At 42.9% G+C, this 16,710-nt stretch carries 17 protein-coding genes and 1 other annotated feature; all 17 genes read right to left on the bottom strand.

Features of this window, described 5'->3' with window-relative positions; all coding sequences use genetic code 11:
* Window positions 1-34: 34 nt before the first annotated feature.
* Window positions 35-577 (bottom strand): bifunctional pyr operon transcriptional regulator/uracil phosphoribosyltransferase PyrR, encoded by a 543-nt coding sequence (gene pyrR, locus B6A27_RS06605; RefSeq protein ID WP_066147163.1) that lies wholly within the window; start codon window positions 575-577, stop codon window positions 35-37.
* A 158-nt stretch (window positions 578-735) separates the two neighbouring features.
* Window positions 736-1,647 carry an RluA family pseudouridine synthase gene (locus B6A27_RS06610; RefSeq protein WP_080860897.1) on the bottom strand — a complete coding sequence of 304 codons (912 nt, stop codon included), beginning with the start codon at window positions 1,645-1,647 and terminating at the stop codon, window positions 736-738.
* A complete protein-coding gene (gene lspA, locus B6A27_RS06615) occupies window positions 1,647-2,129 on the bottom strand; it encodes a signal peptidase II (protein ID WP_183186348.1) in 483 nt (160 codons plus the stop codon). The genes B6A27_RS06610 and lspA overlap by 1 nt, the downstream gene beginning before the upstream one ends.
* A 425-nt stretch (window positions 2,130-2,554) precedes the next feature.
* Window positions 2,555-5,329, bottom strand: coding sequence for an isoleucine--tRNA ligase (ileS, locus tag B6A27_RS06620; protein WP_080860899.1), 2,775 nt, complete (start codon window positions 5,327-5,329; stop codon window positions 2,555-2,557).
* 53 nt (window positions 5,330-5,382) lie between these two features.
* Window positions 5,383-5,600 (bottom strand) — a binding site (T-box leader).
* A gap of 472 nt (window positions 5,601-6,072) precedes the next feature.
* Entirely contained in the window at window positions 6,073-6,585 is a 513-nt protein-coding gene (locus B6A27_RS06625) for a DivIVA domain-containing protein (protein WP_139788078.1), read from the bottom strand.
* 317 nt (window positions 6,586-6,902) lie between these two features.
* Window positions 6,903-7,676, bottom strand: coding sequence for a YlmH family RNA-binding protein (locus tag B6A27_RS06630; protein ID WP_066147714.1), 774 nt, complete (start codon window positions 7,674-7,676; stop codon window positions 6,903-6,905).
* Between the two features lie 47 nt (window positions 7,677-7,723).
* Complete coding sequence (locus B6A27_RS06635) at window positions 7,724-7,993, bottom strand: YggT family protein (RefSeq protein WP_044746577.1); 270 nt, start codon at window positions 7,991-7,993, stop codon at window positions 7,724-7,726.
* Between the two features lie 3 nt (window positions 7,994-7,996).
* Complete coding sequence (locus B6A27_RS06640) at window positions 7,997-8,428, bottom strand: cell division protein SepF (RefSeq protein ID WP_044746578.1); 432 nt, start codon at window positions 8,426-8,428, stop codon at window positions 7,997-7,999.
* 14 nt (window positions 8,429-8,442) lie between these two features.
* Window positions 8,443-9,123: a YggS family pyridoxal phosphate-dependent enzyme gene (locus B6A27_RS06645; protein WP_066147153.1), complete on the bottom strand. Its 681-nt coding sequence runs from the start codon at window positions 9,121-9,123 to the stop codon at window positions 8,443-8,445.
* Between the two features lie 3 nt (window positions 9,124-9,126).
* Window positions 9,127-9,939, bottom strand: a complete 813-nt coding sequence (gene pgeF / locus B6A27_RS06650; RefSeq protein WP_066147151.1) for a peptidoglycan editing factor PgeF — start codon at window positions 9,937-9,939, stop codon at window positions 9,127-9,129.
* Between the two features lie 77 nt (window positions 9,940-10,016).
* Complete coding sequence (locus B6A27_RS06655) at window positions 10,017-10,259, bottom strand: YlmC/YmxH family sporulation protein (RefSeq protein WP_044746581.1); 243 nt, start codon at window positions 10,257-10,259, stop codon at window positions 10,017-10,019.
* Between the two features lie 583 nt (window positions 10,260-10,842).
* Window positions 10,843-11,622: an RNA polymerase sporulation sigma factor SigG gene (gene sigG, locus B6A27_RS06660; protein ID WP_044746582.1), complete on the bottom strand. Its 780-nt coding sequence runs from the start codon at window positions 11,620-11,622 to the stop codon at window positions 10,843-10,845.
* Window positions 11,623-11,725: 103 nt separating this feature from the next.
* A complete protein-coding gene (sigE, locus tag B6A27_RS06665; protein WP_044746583.1) occupies window positions 11,726-12,445 on the bottom strand; it encodes an RNA polymerase sporulation sigma factor SigE in 720 nt (239 codons plus the stop codon).
* A 52-nt stretch (window positions 12,446-12,497) separates the two neighbouring features.
* Window positions 12,498-13,424: a sigma-E processing peptidase SpoIIGA gene (gene spoIIGA / locus B6A27_RS06670; RefSeq protein ID WP_080860902.1), complete on the bottom strand. Its 927-nt coding sequence runs from the start codon at window positions 13,422-13,424 to the stop codon at window positions 12,498-12,500.
* A 377-nt stretch (window positions 13,425-13,801) separates the two neighbouring features.
* Window positions 13,802-14,938: a cell division protein FtsZ gene (gene ftsZ / locus B6A27_RS06675; RefSeq protein ID WP_044746585.1), complete on the bottom strand. Its 1,137-nt coding sequence runs from the start codon at window positions 14,936-14,938 to the stop codon at window positions 13,802-13,804.
* 26 nt (window positions 14,939-14,964) lie between these two features.
* Window positions 14,965-16,242 carry a cell division protein FtsA gene (ftsA, locus tag B6A27_RS06680; protein ID WP_044746586.1) on the bottom strand — a complete coding sequence of 426 codons (1,278 nt, stop codon included), beginning with the start codon at window positions 16,240-16,242 and terminating at the stop codon, window positions 14,965-14,967.
* A 114-nt stretch (window positions 16,243-16,356) separates the two neighbouring features.
* Complete coding sequence (locus B6A27_RS06685; RefSeq protein ID WP_066147147.1) at window positions 16,357-16,710, bottom strand: small basic family protein; 354 nt, start codon at window positions 16,708-16,710, stop codon at window positions 16,357-16,359.

Here is a 16,710-nt window from a genome sequence, read left to right on the forward strand (position 1 = left end):
TGTCAGTCTCTCAGGACTGCCTTTAAAAGGGCGGTTACACGTTCTCATGAATGGTGACTTGATCCACTTGATCCACTTCTTTTAATTCTACTACAATAATTTCTGAACTCGAGGTCGGTACATTTTTGCCAACAAAATCCGCGCGGATCGGCAGTTCACGGTGACCGCGGTCAATCAGCACAGCCAGCTGGATTTGCGCCGGACGCCCGAAATCAATGATGGCATCCATGGCCGCACGCACCGTCCGCCCCGTAAATAAGACGTCATCTACAAGTACAACCTTTTGGTTTGTCACATCAAACGAAATATTAGATCCTTTTACAAGCGGTTCCTTATCGCCTGTTTTTACCGTTAAATCATCGCGATATAGCGTAATATCAAGCTCTCCGACAGGCATCGCCGCGCCTTCGATCTGTTCAATTCGCTCCGCCAGCCGCTTGGCTAAGTAAATGCCGCGCGTTTTAATGCCGACAAGCACACAGTTTTCAATTCCTTTATTTCGCTCAATAATCTCGTGAGCAATGCGCGTCAGGGCCCGGCGAATCGCCTGTTCATCCATCACTACTGCCTTTTGCATTTTTTCACCTCCGCAAAAAACCCTCCCACCGATCGGTGAGAGGGCAGAAAACAACCACATTTGCTGTATTTAAATCCGGCTCCTTCTCAGCCTCACGGGACTGATTTTAAAGGACTACTATTCACTTAGCTTTATTGTAAAAGCGGATAAAGCTTTTGTCAACGATTATTTCTAAGCATGTCCAAAACCTCGACAAATTCATGCGGAAGCGGTGCTTCGAATTCTAAATACTCTCCTGTCCGTGGATGAGTAAATCCAAGTACACCTGCATGCAGTGCCTGTCCATTGATCGGTAGCGTTTTTTTAGGTCCATATTTTGGATCTCCGGCAAGCGGATAACCAATATATTTCATATGAACGCGAATCTGATGCGTTCTTCCCGTTTCTAGTTGACATTCAATAAACGTAAAATTAGAAAATCTCTCTACAACCCGAAAATGCGTCACAGCTTCCTTTCCATTCTCCACAACAGCCATGCTTTGACGATCATGTTGATCGCGGCCAATCGGAGCATCGACCGTACCGTAATCATGAGGAATGACTCCGTGAACGATGGCTTTATATTTACGCGTGACGGTTTTATGAACAAGCTGATTGACCAGCGCTTCATGCGCCATATCATTTTTTGCTACCATAAGCAAACCAGATGTGTCTTTATCAATCCGATGAACAATTCCTGGACGAAGTATGCCGTTAATGCCTGATAAATCCTTGCAATGGGCAAGCAAACCGTTAACCAGCGTCCCCCTCATATGACCTGGTGCTGGATGGACAACCATTCCTCTCGGTTTGTTTACAACCAAAACATCGGCATCCTCATAATAAATGTCTAATGACATCTCTTCCGGCTCTACATCCAGTGGTTCTGGCTCTGGAAGTTCCACCGCTACTTCATCCCCGACAGAACATTTATAATTCGCTTTTATTTCCGTTCCGTTGACGGTCACAAGTCCATCTTTGATCCATTGCTGAACCTGTGAGCGAGACCATTCGCCATTTAAAGCAGCAATGACTTTATCAATTCGTTCGCGGTCATACGCTTCCTCAATCTGAAACTGTATTACATCCATTACTGATTCTCCTTTTTCTTCGCTCCGCCAATAAAGGTTTGTAAAAAGACAAGGGCTACCCCGATGCATAAGGCGGAATCCGCAATGTTAAAAATCGGGAAATTAAAAATATATGTATGAATAAAATCCACAACCTCCTTGCGAACTAATCGGTCAATAAAATTGCCGATCGCTCCGCCGAGCATAAAGCCAAGAGCGACACCAAACAGACGCTCTTCGCGCGGCAGACGCCGAATATAGAACACTAACCCGATCACAACAATGATCGTAATTAAATAAAATAGCCAAAATTGACCTTGTAAAATTCCCCACGCCGCGCCACGATTTCGATGGGACGTAATATAAAGCACATTCGGAATCACTGAAATGCTTTCTCCTATTTGCATGCGTGTAGCCACGAGCCACTTTGTAAACTGGTCAATGATAATGACAATCAGGGCGATCAAATAATAAAACACGCAACTCCCTCCACAACTTGACATATGTACTTTATGAATTGTAGCATAACCGACGAATAATAGACAATGCATGTTTAGACGCTTTTGCATATGTCCAAAACCTGCCGGGCCTCGCACACATTGCTCTTCTCTTATATACAATTGAGCGAACCTTTCGCTCTTTCCATTTTCGCAATGTAATCCCGGGTAACCATATCAATAAATATATCAAAACCCCCGATCCAATGAACCAATATGACAGGCGGACAACCGTCATAAAATCGAATCGGCTTTTGAATAGGCGACATGTTTCATCTTTTCGTTTAATCTCGATCATTCGCAAATGGAGTCAATGCCGGAATTATGAATCCCTTATATATACGTCGTTCAACAGCGAAAGGCTTCGCGAACGGCGCATCAGCTAAAAAAGGCTGCCTGTGACGGCAGCCTTTTTGCTGTAACGTGACCTCTTATGCTTGGCTATATTCTTTAACAATTTGCGCGCAGCGTGGGCATAAAGTCGGATGCTCTTTATCTTGGCCGACTTCTGGTGTGACAACCCAGCAGCGCTCGCAAGTGTCTCCTTTTGCCTGTTGGACGACAATCGCCATGCTCGCAAATTTTTGTGCTTCTGCTGGCGCTTCGGCATAATCTCCTGCCACCGTAAATCCAGAAACGATAAATAACTGCTTCAAGCTTTCCGCGATGGAATCAAGCAGCTGCTTTGTTTCCGGAGTTGGATAAACCATTAAGCTAGCTGTCAATGACTTACCAATCACTTTTTCATTTCGTGCGATCTCTAATGCTTTTAGAACATCATCGCGCACACTCATAAACGCATCCCATTTTTTTAGCAGCTGATCGGCTCCTTCCAGCTCTTGCACTTCCGGCATATCAACAAGCTGGACGCTCTCTTCCTTTTCTTTTCGATTCGGAATATGCCCCCATACCTCATCGGCTGTATGCGGTAAAATTGGAGCCATAAGCTTCGTTAAGGCGACGAGCGTCTCATACAGAACCGTTTGAATAGAGCGGCGTTCTTGATGATCAGCTGTTTCAATATAAAGAACATCTTTTGAAAAATCGAGATAGAACGCACTCAAATCTACTGTACAGAAATTATTGATATCGTGATAAATGGTAGCAAATTCATATCTTTCATATGAATGCTTTACCTTTTGGATTAATTGATTTAATTTCACCAGCATATAGCGGTCCACTTCGCGCAGCTTTGCCAATGGGACCGCATGAATTTGCGGATCAAAATCAAATAAGTTGCCAAGCAAGAAACGGAATGTATTGCGAATTTTTCGATATACTTCCGCTACTTGTTTTAAAATGTTATCAGAAATACGCACATCTGCCTGATAATCAACCGAAGCAACCCAAAGCCGCAGGATATCGGCTCCTAATTGTTCCATGACCTTCGCTGGAACGACGACATTTCCAAGTGACTTACTCATCTTGCGTCCTTCCCCGTCAAGCACAAAGCCATGGCTTAATACGGCTTTATATGGTGCTTTTCCCGTCACAGCAACAGCTGTGGAAAGCGAAGAGTTAAACCAGCCGCGATATTGGTCAGATCCTTCCAGATAAAGGTCCGCTGGGCGCTGCAGATCATCACGTTCCTCTAAAACAGCTTGATGTGATGAGCCTGAATCAAACCACACATCCATAATGTCTGTCTCTTTTGTAAAAATGCCATTCGGGCTTGATGGATGAGTAAAGCCTTCTGGAAGCAAATCTTTTGCTTCTCTCTCAAACCAGATGTTTGAACCATATTGTCTAAATAGGTTGGATACGTGTTCAATCGTTTCATCCGTGATGATTGGCTCACCGTCCTCTGCATAAAAGACCGGGATCGGTACTCCCCATGCGCGTTGTCGCGAGATACACCAGTCGCCTCGGTCACGAACCATGTTATATAAACGCGTTTCTCCCCAAGCAGGGATCCATTTAGTCTCTTGAACAGCTTTTAGTAATTCATCGCGAATTTGATCAATGGAAGCAAACCATTGTGCTGTTGCCCGGAAAATGGTCGGTTGCTTTGTTCTCCAATCGTGTGGGTATGAGTGCGTAATAAACTGCAGTTTTAATAATGCACCCGCTTCTTTTAACTTTTCTGTCACAGCTTTGTTGGCATCATCGTAGAACAATCCTGCAAATCCCGGGGCTTCCTCTGTCATATAGCCTCGTTCATCAACCGGACAAAGCACGCCGAGATGATATTTTTGTCCGATGAGGAAATCATCCTCCCCATGTCCCGGCGCTGTATGGACGCATCCTGTTCCTGCATCGGTTGTAACATGTTCACCGCAAACGACGAGTGAATTACGTTCATAAAACGGATGCTTCGCTACGACGTACTCAAGCTCGTTTCCTTTCAGTGTTTTGATCACCTCCGCTTCCTCCCAGCCAATTTCTTTTTTGACCGAAGGGAGGAGAGCAGAAGCAACTACATATTTTTCATCATTGACTCGAACAACGCTATATTCTAAGTTCGGATGGACGGCAATTCCTAAGTTAGCAGGAATCGTCCAAGGGGTCGTTGTCCAAATGATAATTTTCTCGTCACCTTCAAGAACGCCTTTTCCATCTTTAACAGGGAAAGCCACATAAATAGATGGAGAGCGTTTATCTTTATATTCAATCTCTGCTTCAGCTAATGCTGATTCGCTGGATGGAGACCAGTATACAGGCTTTAGGCCTTTATAAATGAGCCCTTTTTTCGCCATCTCGCCAAATACTTTGATTTGCTGAGCTTCATATTCCGGCTTTAATGTGACATATGGATTGTTCCAATCACCGCGAACCCCGAGACGCTTAAATTGCTGACGCTGACTGTCAATTTGTTCATAAGCATACTCTTCACAAAGTTTACGGAAGTCCGCAACACTCATTGTCTTGCGGTTGACACCTTTATTTTTTGTCAAGGCTGTTTCAATTGGCAACCCATGTGTATCCCAACCAGGAACATATGGAGCACAGTAACCGCTCATTGATTTATAGCGAACGATAAAATCTTTGAGAATTTTATTGAGCGCATGCCCCATATGGATATCACCATTTGCATATGGAGGGCCATCATGCAGCACAAATAGCGGACGTCCTTTCGTGCGCTCCTGAACTTTTCGATAGATATCCATCTCTTCCCATTTTGTTTGCATTTGCGGTTCGCGCCGCGGGAGATTTCCACGCATTGGAAAATTTGTTTGCGGCATCAATAATGTATCTTTATAGTCCATCTCCACATTCCTCCATCTTCATCATCATCAAATATAAAAAGCCGCTCTCTCCCAAAAGGGACGAGAACGGCCTCGCGGTACCACCCTTATTGGCTATGTATGATAGCCCTCTTCACATTCGTAACGGGAATGACGCGCCATCGCTTACTCACCAATTCAGCGTGGGAACTCCAGGGTGATCTTCACTCTTTCGCTTATGCCGGGCTTCCACCGTCCCCAGCTCGCTACAATAAGCATATGAAAGAGCTACTGTCCCTTTCATCGTTGATCACAATATTGTATCTTATACTTGAATGGTCATCCATTCATACGCCTTCATTCAGCTGCACAGCTGGTAAACTACTCACCACTTAGCTAACGCTTGAAGTGGGAGCTTCTCAGTTCTACGACAAAAGAACCTTTCGTCTTCCTGAGCGTTACTTCGGGTCGTTCCAACCCTAGTCGGGGTTCTTTCGTGCCTTGGATATTTTACGCATGGAAGGCTTTGCTTGGTTTTCGTATGCGATTTTCTCCATGCCCCCTCATATCCCGTTCACAAAGAACATGATATACATTTATTCTATCATGCGTTTTGGCTGACGCCCACCAAAATTCATCTCCCGCCTACTCAAGGGGCTATGTCCTTCACGTTCCTTGAGGAGGGAGACTTCTTTCGGAAATCCGTTAAAAAGCACATTTGATCCTCTTTATAGATACACATGGTCAATAGTTATTTTGATTATATGCGAAAAGGACAAAATCCGTCAAGATTGGCTCAATTTTTCATGTTCTTCCACTTCAATTTCCTTGACCTCATACTCCATTAAATGGTCCCAATCTCCGTTGTTCAACATTTCAAGCTGGGCTTCCACGAGCATGCGAAAGCGCGTACGGAACACTTTGGATTGACGTTTAAGCTCTTCGATCTCCTGTGCAATCTTCCGCGATTTTGCAAGCGCTTCGCTAATGATGCGATCAGCGTTTTTTTCGGCTTCTTTGATGATAAGCTTAGCCTCTTTTTGCGCATTTCGCTTCACTTCTTCCGCCGTTTCCTGGGCAATCAAAATAGATTTATTAAGCGTTTCTTCAATATTTGTAAAGTAATTAAGCTTTTCCGTTAATTCAGATACCTTTTCCTCGAGCTGTTTTTTTTCGCGAATAATCATTTCATAGTCTTTAATGACTTGATCTAAAAACTCGTTTACTTCGTTTTCATCATACCCGCGGAATCCTTTGCTGAATTCTTTATTATGAATATCTAATGGCGTTAAAGGCACGAATGCCACCTCCGTCTGCATAATTCCTTATATTTACTCGCAGTGCTAGATCAAATCGATTCACTTATGATGTGATGTATACTAGATGAACGAACGGTACCTATTAAATCTCACGACCAGAAGGCAAGTTGGTTCCTTGCCTCGGTTGCGCTTGGCGTGATCGCGCCGACCGTCGAAAGCGGATCATCGCCTGCTCACACAGGAACAAATGTTGAGCGATCGAGTGATATCGATCATCGTTGCATGTAATGTCCAACTAGCACCACAGGTTATATTTCATTTTCGACACATTTCGGCGATTTCCTGCAATTGCTTCATTATTTTTGCATTCCCACTTGAATGCGCCATCGTTCTTTTTTTGTTTTTCCATCGATTGCAATCATTTTAAGACGTCCGAATCCACGGGCAGACAAAACATCGCCTTCCCTGCATTCCCAATGCGCTTGATCCACTGTTTTCCAATTCACCTTTACAAGACCGTTTTCAATGAGCGATTGAATTTTTTGTCTGGATACACCAAAGGCCTGCGCTAATACAGCATCGAGCCGCAGCGATGAAGCCGTTATAGATGCTTCCTTCCACTGTTCTTCTAAAGCAATGATTTGGGTGAATGGTTTTTCCTTAAGAGAAATTTTCGTGCCCCCGATCATATGCAAATGAAGGAGAACATAGTCAGCGATTTCCGATGCGGCAATAAATTGAAGATCGCCGTTTTTCATTAAAATATCGCCGAATTTCCCTCGCTTTAATCCAAGAGACATCAGGGATCCAAGCACTTGCCGATGCTCCAGCGATACAAACTTGCTCGGATAGCCTATAGAAAATAGAGTAAGCGCAAAATCCTCCTCCCCCGGCTGAAAGTATGGGGGATATAAAAGGCCTCTTTTTCTTTCAGTAAATGGCGCTCCTCCAAAAAAAGACAGCTTCACATCTTCATCGCTTCCAATCACCATCCGAACGATTTCTTGTTCGCGCGGATCAAGAAAATCGGTTAGCTTTGGACAATAGTGATTTTTGACAAACTCTTTCCATTCCAGCACTTGATCGATAAAATGATGCTCTTCTTTGCGGAAATGCTGATATAAATTCATCATCCTGACACCTTCTCATAAAGAAGGGAACCCTTATGATGGATTCCCTACACTAAATGTAGCATATTAAACAGAGCATGCAAGCCTCTCGTTGCAAAATTTAACACTAAAAACGCAGCAATAGGCGAGATATCAATCATTCCAATAGGTGGAATAATGCGGCGAAACGGTTCTAAATATGGCTCGCAAATCGTCGCTAAAAGCCGGCCGATCTTTGTATCGCGAGCATTTGGAAACCACGACATTAAAATGTACACAATTAATGCGTACGAATAGATATCGATGAGCGTTGTTAAAAACCAAAGCAAGCTATACATAAACTACCACCTTTTCATCGATGTTTCATCTTCAGAAACAGCAGAGATTGAGCCGGTTACATCTACATTGTCAGGGGTGCATAAAAAAATTCTCGTTCCCACCTGCTGAATGTCTCCGCCGATCGCATAAACGGTACCACTTAAAAAATCAACAATTCGCTTCGCTTGGTCATGCTGAATTCGCTGCAAATTAACCACAACAGCGCGACGGTTTTTTAAATGATCAGCAATTTCCTGCGCCTCAGCATAAGCTCTTGGTTCAATCAACACAACCTTGGATGATTTTTGCACGCTTTGTAGGCTGACGATATTTTGCTTCGCCGTTCCTTTCCCGGCAGGTTGAGGATTTAGCTCCTCCTCTTCCTCATATTCTTCTTCATATTCCTCATAATCTTCTTCTAAAAAATAGTCTTTAAATTTCTTTAGTAAACCCATCTCTCTGCACCTCCTTATTGTTCCTTTCCAACAAGCGATGTTCCCAAACGAATAAATGTCGCTCCTTCTTCAATTGCAATCATGTAATCATTGGACATTCCCATTGACAGTTCTGTGCACGGAGCGTTTGGAATCCCCAATGCTTGTACACGCTGTTGCAACAGCTTCAATTGCCGAAAGCATTGACGCAAAAACGGCTCATCATCCGTGTACGGAGCCATTGTCATCAATCCAACAACCTCGATGTTCGAAAAGCTGCGCAATTGTTCGATAAACGGAAGCACTTCGTCCTTAGACAGCCCATGCTTTGTTGCTTCTCCCGAAACATTCACCTGCACAAAGCATCTGACCGGCTGAAGGGCCCGCTTCTCAATTTCACGGGCAAGAGAAAGGCGATCCAGTGAATGAATATAGTCTACTTTATCGATAATAGCTTTTACTTTGCGAGATTGCAATGTTCCAATAAAATGCCAAGTCGCTTTTTGCCCAATGGCTTCATACTTTTGCAGCAGACCATCATCACGGTTTTCTCCTAAATCGGTTATGCCAGCTGTCAGCGCTTCTTTCGCTCGTTCAATGCTCACATACTTTGTTACCGCGATGATTCGGATGGAGGCGGGATCACGATTCACTCGTTTGCATGCTGTTTCAATGTTAGCGCGGATTATGGCTGCGTTGTTGCGAACAGATTCCATGCACTATTCCTCCTTCCTGACGATAAATGCCATCATTCTTCCAGTTTGTCCATTGTCACGTCGATGGGAAAAAAATAAATCCTCGGCACAGCTTGTGCAATAATCGGACACTTGAATATTGGAAGCAAGTACTCCCTCTTTTATAAGCAATAGCCGATTTAGCTCTTTTAAATCAAGAGCATATTGTCCTAGACTGACTTCTCGATAAGGAAGATCTCTTTTTTCCCCTAATGCATTTTGTGCAGCATTCAACACGCGGTCATCTACAATGTAACAGCAGGAACCGATGGCTGGTCCAATCGCTACCATGATTTCCTGAAGCGGAATATGCTCGCGCTCGCACCAAAGACGAACCATTTTGCCGGCGATATTTTTTACGGTTCCTTTCCATCCCGCATGGGCAACGCCGACCAGCCCATAGTTCGGTGCGGCAAAATAAAGTGGAACACAGTCAGCAAAGCAGAGAGCCAATAATAACTCCGCTTCGTTCGTATACAACCCGTCCGTCTGAGCAAGCGCTGTTTCCATATCCACTGCTCCTTTTCCGGCATCCTGCTTTGTTATTTTGGCAATATGTGAGTCATGCGTTTGCTCGCAGCATATCCATCTTGCTAGCGGAATTTGCAAAAGCTCTGACAGCTTTTGTCGATTGCGTACAACAGCAGGCTGAACATCTCCGACATGCAAACCAAGATTGAAGGTCGTAAACGGCTGCTGGCTGAATCCTCCTTGTTTGGTCGTAAAACCCGCCAGCACGTTCTGCCATTCTGTCAACATCAGCAATTCTTCGCCATCTTGATGAAAAATTTCTGGCATGAGTGTCATCCTCTTTGTAGATTTTTATCACTTTTTTTCCTATTTTATCATAGTTTGCTTATAGATGATAACCTTATTTATTCACTTTCGTTTAAACGGACTAAAATAACGTCGGCTCCGATCTTCACAATATTTTGCCACGGAATGACTGTTTCCGCCTCGCGGCCGAATAACCCGAGCACTTTGCCTGATCCCAAAATAATCAATGCATTAATTTGTCCTGTCTGTAAGTTGATATCAATATCACCGATATTCCCTAACTTTTTTCCGTTTGCGACATTCACAACATCTTTTGTTTGAAACTCAGAAATTTTGATCATATGAGTCCCCCGCTTTCATCATCTCTATAGATTGCCAACTCGGTAAAAACAGGCTGATCCGAACCATCCATATTTTTGATCGTGAAAAAACGGTCATGCTGCTCCTGCCCATCAGCGAAAATTCCTTGTGGTTTTTCCACAAACTTCCTAACATCAAAAAGACGAACCCTGAAAAAACAAACTTCATCATATATAAATACAACTTAACCCCCATGTAACCAGTGAATCATGATGCAAAAATAGATGTCTCAACAGCTTGAGCAAGTGATCATCGGATTTCACGAACAATCGGACGACTGGATTTTACACATCCGTTCGCATTTATGCACCGTAAGGACAATAACGGAATCTGCCACGAGTAATTGAAAGATTGGAACTGTTCAATCAAGAAAAGAGAATGGGCAATGTTTCGCAGGTCGGGAGTAAATATAATATTTTGTCTTTGCCGTACGAACGTATAAATCCATGCCCTCACATGAACTCCCCATCCATATAAATGATGAAGCCACATCATACACTAATATATATGATATGATGGCTCCTAGCTTTCCGAAAAAAAGAGCTGTTCTAAAATGAACAGCCCTTATACTTGAATATTTTTATTCATTTGACGAATCGCAGCTTTTTCCAATCTCGATACTTGTGCTTGTGAAATACCGATCTCTTCGGCCACTTCCATTTGCGTTTTTCCTTGGAAAAACCGTTTGCGAATAATCATTTTTTCCCGTTCATTTAAACGGCGCAGCCCTTCTTTTAATGCAATTTCCTCAATCCATTGGCTGTCGCGATTTTTTTCATCGCTTAGTTGATCCATGACATAGATAGGGTCGCCCCCATCATTATAAATCGGTTCAAATAAGGAAACAGGATCTTGAATCGCATCTAAAGCAAATACAACCTCTTCATGAGAAACCCCAAGGACATTGGCGATTTCCTCAGCTGTCGGTTCCTTTAGCGTCTCCCCTATTAATTTTTCACGCACTTGAAGCGCTTTATACGCAATGTCGCGCAACGAACGAGATACGCGAATCGGATTATTGTCGCGTAAATAGCGACGAATTTCCCCAATAATCATCGGAACCGCATACGTTGAAAATCTCACATTTTGACTTAAATCAAAATTATCAATCGATTTCATAAGACCGATGCAACCGACTTGAAACAAATCGTCCACAAACTCTCCACGGTTATTAAAACGCTGAATAACGCTGAGGACAAGACGCAAATTGCCATTCACAAGCTTCTCTCTTGCCTCTAAGTCCCCTTCATGCATCTTTTTAAACAGTTCTCTCATTTCCTCGTTTTTTAGTACCGGAAGCTTTGATGTATCTACACCGCAAATTTCTACTTTGTTTCTTGTCAAGTCTTTCCCTCCTATCAGGAGATGCTGTCATTGTTCAGTATCTCCTTAGGAAGAAAAAATATGCACATGTCCCATTAAGGAAAAATGGGACATGTGCAATTTTTTACATCATCTTATTGAATTCCTTGCGCAATCGCTTAATAATTCGCTTTTCGAGACGTGATATGTAAGACTGTGAGATGCCAAGTAAATCGGCTACATCTTTTTGTGTTTTTTCTTCTCCGCCAGAAAGACCAAAGCGAAGCTCCATAATTTGTTTTTCACGATCACTTAACTGACGGAGTGCATTTAATAAAAGATGGCGATCCACATCTGCTTCTAAATCTTTTGTAATCACATCTTCTTCTGTTCCAAGTACGTCAGACAATAACAGCTCGTTTCCATCCCAATCAATGTTTAGCGGCTCGTCAAACGATACCTCTGATCTCACCTTATTATTGCGTCGCAAATACATGAGGATTTCATTTTCAATGCATCGCGAAGCATAAGTGGCTAACTTAATCTTTTTTTCAGGATTAAATGTATTGACCGCTTTAATGAGTCCAATAGTCCCAATGCTAATTAAATCTTCAATATTGATTCCTGTATTTTCAAATTTTCGCGCAATATAAACGACTAAGCGCAGATTTCTTTCAATCAGCAGCGATCGAGCCGTTTCATCCCCTAAGGAAAGCTTTTGCAGCAATTCCTCTTCCTCTTCTTTCGTGAGTGGTGGCGGTAGCGCTTCACTTCCTCCAATATAATAAATTTCATCGGTCTTGATTCCGAGTTTGATCAGTAACTTATACCATAAATGCAGAATTCGAAGTTTCCATCGTTTCATAAAAAATCCCCCTTCTAATTTAGATAAAGATGCGTATGATATAGTAACAACCCTATGAAGCGGTTAACCGTTTGCCCGCTTGAATCATTTTCGGATGCACAATGCATTGATATTCCCCGTCCGTCGATAAGCTTGCTTCATTTAAACCAACCAGTCCCTTCGACACTCGAATCCATTGTGCTTCATAGCGAATCATGATTTCATCTGGCTTAATAGCTAATAAAAATCTCTGCTCTTTTCCAATTACACGATAAGGAATGATTCGCAAGCGATTGGACCATTTTTCAAACATGGGATCATTTAACCATTGAAAATCGTCTTGTCGTTTAAATTGCTCAAGGATAAGCGACGGCAATACATCTTTCATTTCATGGATACAGGTAATCATCACAGGCGTTTTTGTGATGGGATCATACAATTGATTCCCACTGTCAATAAGCCCCTTCAGTGAAAGTGAAACATCATCAAAGATAAGCACAACATCCACAATGCTATCAAAACGTATTTTTTTCTCACGAATTCCGGCAATCCTCAAATGGGAAAACAACCATAAAAGCGGAAAGCCAACCAATACAAATAACCAGCTAACAGGATCTCCCGTTCCAAGCGAGTAGGTGGAGAGCATCCCTGTGGTCACTTGGATCTCATGCTGCAGAAAATAGTGAACAGCAATCATCCCTCCCCCAACCATAAAAGTAGCGAAGTAAAACGTAAATAAATTCTCGAAAAAATATCGAAACCGTTTAAAGCCAAATGATATCCAAACGATGATCAATGAGAACAATAACTTGCCAAGCGGTGTTTGTACATATGAAGAAAGCGGTGTAAACATCAAAATCACAAGAAGTGAGCCGATGAAAGCTCCTGCAACTATCCTCCACCATACGGCATTTCTTTTCAGGATAATCGCTGTTAACCAGAGCAGCAATCCGTCAAAGCAAAAATTTAATAACCAAATAACATCTAAATAAACGGTCAATCAGCTAGCCTCCTTTTACAAGGAACACGACAATCAATCTGAAAATAGTATATAGTACATCTTACTGGAAAGTCTGTCAATTTATGATGGTGAAAAAGTGAATTTTTTGTCAAAGGAAAACGAATAGCAGATCGAGAAAGTGCCGTAGGATTAAACTTCATATAGGCATGAACACCTGTCTAAGCCTTATTTACTTTGTCATAAAAAATTAAGATCTTCCACCTAATGCCCAAGTCATATTCATATGTTCACAGAAAAGCAAAAAGAGCATGAAACAGTGTTCATGCTCTTTTGTGAAGCTACATTTTGGCTTATTTTCTTTTTGCTTCAATTGAATGGGCAAGAATGAAAAAGAACGTTCCTACCCTTTTGCATTTTTAGCGGCGACGGTTGCGATTGCGCAGAAAAGCAGGGATATCAAGCGGATCTTCCACCTGTGAAGAGCGAAGCGAACCATAGTCTTGCACGGGCTCTTCACGTTTTTCACGCTTAACGGTCGTTGTCGCTTTTGGAGCGGTGCCAAAACCAGCGCGAACCGGACGAGAAGATGATGGTGTTTCGCTTTCATTGAACCCAGTGGCAATGACCGTCACGACAATTTCATCCTTTAAGTTTTCATTAATAACAGAACCGAAGATCATGTTTACTTCCTGATCGGAAGCCGAAGCCACAATATCCGCTGCTTCTTGCACTTCATATAGACTTAAGTTCGTGCCGCCAGTAATATTCATAAGCACTCCTTGCGCTCCGTCAATCGACGTTTCAAGAAGCGGACTTGAGATCGCTTTTTTGGCTGCTTCAGCCGCACGATTTTCACCGCTAGCGATACCGATTCCCATCAAGGCTGAACCTTTATTGGACATAATGGTTTTAACATCGGCAAAGTCAAGGTTAATTAAACCAGGAACGGCAATTAAGTCGGAAATGCCTTGCACCCCTTGCCGGAGTACGTTGTCTGCTTCACGGAACGCTTCAAGCATCGGCGTATTCTTATCCACGATTTCAAGCAGGCGGTCATTGGGAATCACGATAAGGGTATCGACTGCTTCCTTCATGGCTGCAATTCCATTAGCAGCTTGCATAGCCCGCTTTCTTCCTTCAAATGTGAAAGGACGTGTAACAACGCCAACTGTCAACGCTCCTAGCTCCTTAGCAATTTGGGCGATGACTGGGGCAGCCCCTGTTCCTGTACCGCCCCCCATTCCTGCGGTCACAAATACCATATCGGCTCCTTTTAGAGCTTCTTCAATTTGTTCTTTGCTTTCCTCTGCTGCTTTTTTTCCCACTTCTGGGTTTGCCCCCGCACCTAATCCGCGCGTCAGTTTTGCACCGATTTGCAGCTTAGTAGGAGCTTTCGATAAATTGAGCGCTTGTGCATCGGTGTTGACTGCGATAAACTCCACACCTTGTACGCCATGTTCAATCATCCGATTTACAGCGTTGTTTCCGCCGCCGCCAACACCGATGACCTTAATAGTTGCTAACTGATCAACAGTAGTATCAAACTCCAACATGACAAATCCTCCTAATAATTCGATCTCTACTCAAAGAAATAACCGAAAAATTTTTTCATTTTTTGTCCTAAATTTTCATCTTTACTTTTTTGTTTTGCTTTAGAAGGCTGTTGTTTAGGAAGCCGTTTTTCTGGCGTTTCCACCGTTGCAGCCACCGGAACTCCTCGTCCCTGCAGCTTGGCATGCCGATAAGCAAATTTAATCAATCCTACTCCCGTTGTATACTGCGGATCGCGCACGCCGATATAATCAGGAATCGCGATGCGTACACTATTCCCCAGCATGTCCTGGGCCAGTTCTAAAATTCCCGGCATGTTGGCGACTCCACCTGTCAAAACATAGCCGCCTGGCAAATCACGAAAGCCTAGCTTACGAGTTTCTTGGAATATAAGCTGAAAAATTTCTTCAAGCCTCGCTTCAATAATATCAGCAACATCAAGCTGAGTAAACTGCTGATGCTGATCCGTGCCGATGATTGGGACACTGAAAATCTCTTCTTCTGAGGCGAGATCATAAAAAGCATGTCCATGTTTAAGCTTAATTTTTTCGGCATCTTCTGTCGAAGTTCTAAGACCGATCGAAATATCTTTTGTAATATGGTCGCCTCCAACAGGAAGAACAGCCGTTGCCCGTAAAAACCCTTGCTCAAAAATAGCGACGGTTGTGGAGCCGCCACCGATGTCTACTAAAGCGACACCCAAATTTTTCTCATCCTTTGATAAGGCAAGCGAACCAGCCGCCAACGGCTGCAAACAAATATCACTTATTTCCAAGCCTGCTCTCTCCACACAACGAAGCAGGTTATGTAATACTGTTTTGGCTCCCGTAATCATCGTTCCTTCCATTTCAAGACGCACCCCGATCATCCCACGAGGATCGCTAATCCCATCAAGACCATCGACTATAAACTGCTTCGGGATGACACCGATGATTTCTCGATCTGGAGGAATCGAGACAACTTGGGCAGAGTCAATGACACGAGCTACATCTTCATCCGTAATTTCCCGGTTTTCACTGGAAACAGCGACAATGCCATGACAATCTTGCAGCTGCACATGGTTGCCGTTGACCCCGACAACGACCCTATTGATTGTTAACCCAATCATTCGTTCTGCTTGATCAATTGCCCGCTTAATTGAATGTACGGTTTCATCTATATCAACAATGGAACCTTTTTTGAGCCCTTCAGATTTCACATTTCCAACGCCAATGATATTCAATGATTCATTTAGCATTTCTCCAATAATAACCTTAACACTGGATGTACCGATGTCAAGACTAACAACGATTTCATTGCTGTTCATTCTTTGGCACCTCCTTTAACAACTAACATATCGACGAATTGAACAGCTGGCAACAAGTTTTGTTTCATATATTCAACATATCAAGAAGCATTCCCTTTCATTAAAATGAACTTTTTAGGATTTTTCTCGTTTTTCCATCCATTTTGCGAGCCAAATCCGGCGAATGACAGCGATGTTTTGAAACAATCGAACCCCAAAAGCAAACACAGCTGCTAAATACAAGTCTACACCAAGATAAACACCGAGAAAAGCTAAACTTGCGGCTAAAATAATATTAAAAAAGAAACCTGTAAAAAAAACATTTTCATCATATACATTTTGCAAATGAGCGCGAATGCCGCCAATGAGTGTATCAAAGGCTGCGAGAATGGCAATCGATAAATAATTTGCGTATTCAGCAGGAATGCGCCAATCGGTTGAAAATCCTAACACAATCCCAATAATGAAGCCGATGACCGGAAGCCACAT

It is taken from the genome of Anoxybacillus sp. UARK-01, assembly GCF_002075365.1.
In the GTDB taxonomy this organism is placed as follows: domain Bacteria; phylum Bacillota; class Bacilli; order Bacillales; family Anoxybacillaceae; genus Anoxybacteroides; species Anoxybacteroides rupiense.

Excerpts from the sequence above, each read along its gene's own strand:
- pyrR (WP_066147163.1), bottom strand. The coding sequence starts at position 577 with ATGCAAAAGGCAGTAGTGATGGATGAACAGGCGATTCGCCGGGCCCTG.
- B6A27_RS06610 (WP_080860897.1), bottom strand. The coding sequence starts at position 1,647 with ATGGATGTAATACAGTTTCAGATTGAGGAAGCGTATGACCGCGAACGA.
- lspA (WP_183186348.1), bottom strand. The coding sequence starts at position 2,129 with ATGTCAAGTTGTGGAGGGAGTTGCGTGTTTTATTATTTGATCGCCCTG.
- ileS (WP_080860899.1), bottom strand. The coding sequence starts at position 5,329 with ATGGACTATAAAGATACATTATTGATGCCGCAAACAAATTTTCCAATG.
- B6A27_RS06630 (WP_066147714.1), bottom strand. The coding sequence starts at position 7,676 with ATGAATTTATATCAGCATTTCCGCAAAGAAGAGCATCATTTTATCGAT.
- B6A27_RS06635 (WP_044746577.1), bottom strand. The coding sequence starts at position 7,993 with ATGTATAGCTTGCTTTGGTTTTTAACAACGCTCATCGATATCTATTCG.
- B6A27_RS06640 (WP_044746578.1), bottom strand. The coding sequence starts at position 8,428 with ATGGGTTTACTAAAGAAATTTAAAGACTATTTTTTAGAAGAAGATTAT.
- B6A27_RS06645 (WP_066147153.1), bottom strand. The coding sequence starts at position 9,123 with ATGGAATCTGTTCGCAACAACGCAGCCATAATCCGCGCTAACATTGAA.
- pgeF (WP_066147151.1), bottom strand. The coding sequence starts at position 9,939 with ATGCCAGAAATTTTTCATCAAGATGGCGAAGAATTGCTGATGTTGACA.
- B6A27_RS06655 (WP_044746581.1), bottom strand. The coding sequence starts at position 10,259 with ATGATCAAAATTTCTGAGTTTCAAACAAAAGATGTTGTGAATGTCGCA.
- sigE (WP_044746583.1), bottom strand. The coding sequence starts at position 12,445 with ATGAAACGATGGAAACTTCGAATTCTGCATTTATGGTATAAGTTACTG.
- ftsZ (WP_044746585.1), bottom strand. The coding sequence starts at position 14,938 with ATGTTGGAGTTTGATACTACTGTTGATCAGTTAGCAACTATTAAGGTC.
- ftsA (WP_044746586.1), bottom strand. The coding sequence starts at position 16,242 with ATGAACAGCAATGAAATCGTTGTTAGTCTTGACATCGGTACATCCAGT.
- B6A27_RS06685 (WP_066147147.1), bottom strand. The coding sequence starts at position 16,710 with ATGTGGCTTCCGGTCATCGGCTTCATTATTGGGATTGTGTTAGGATTT.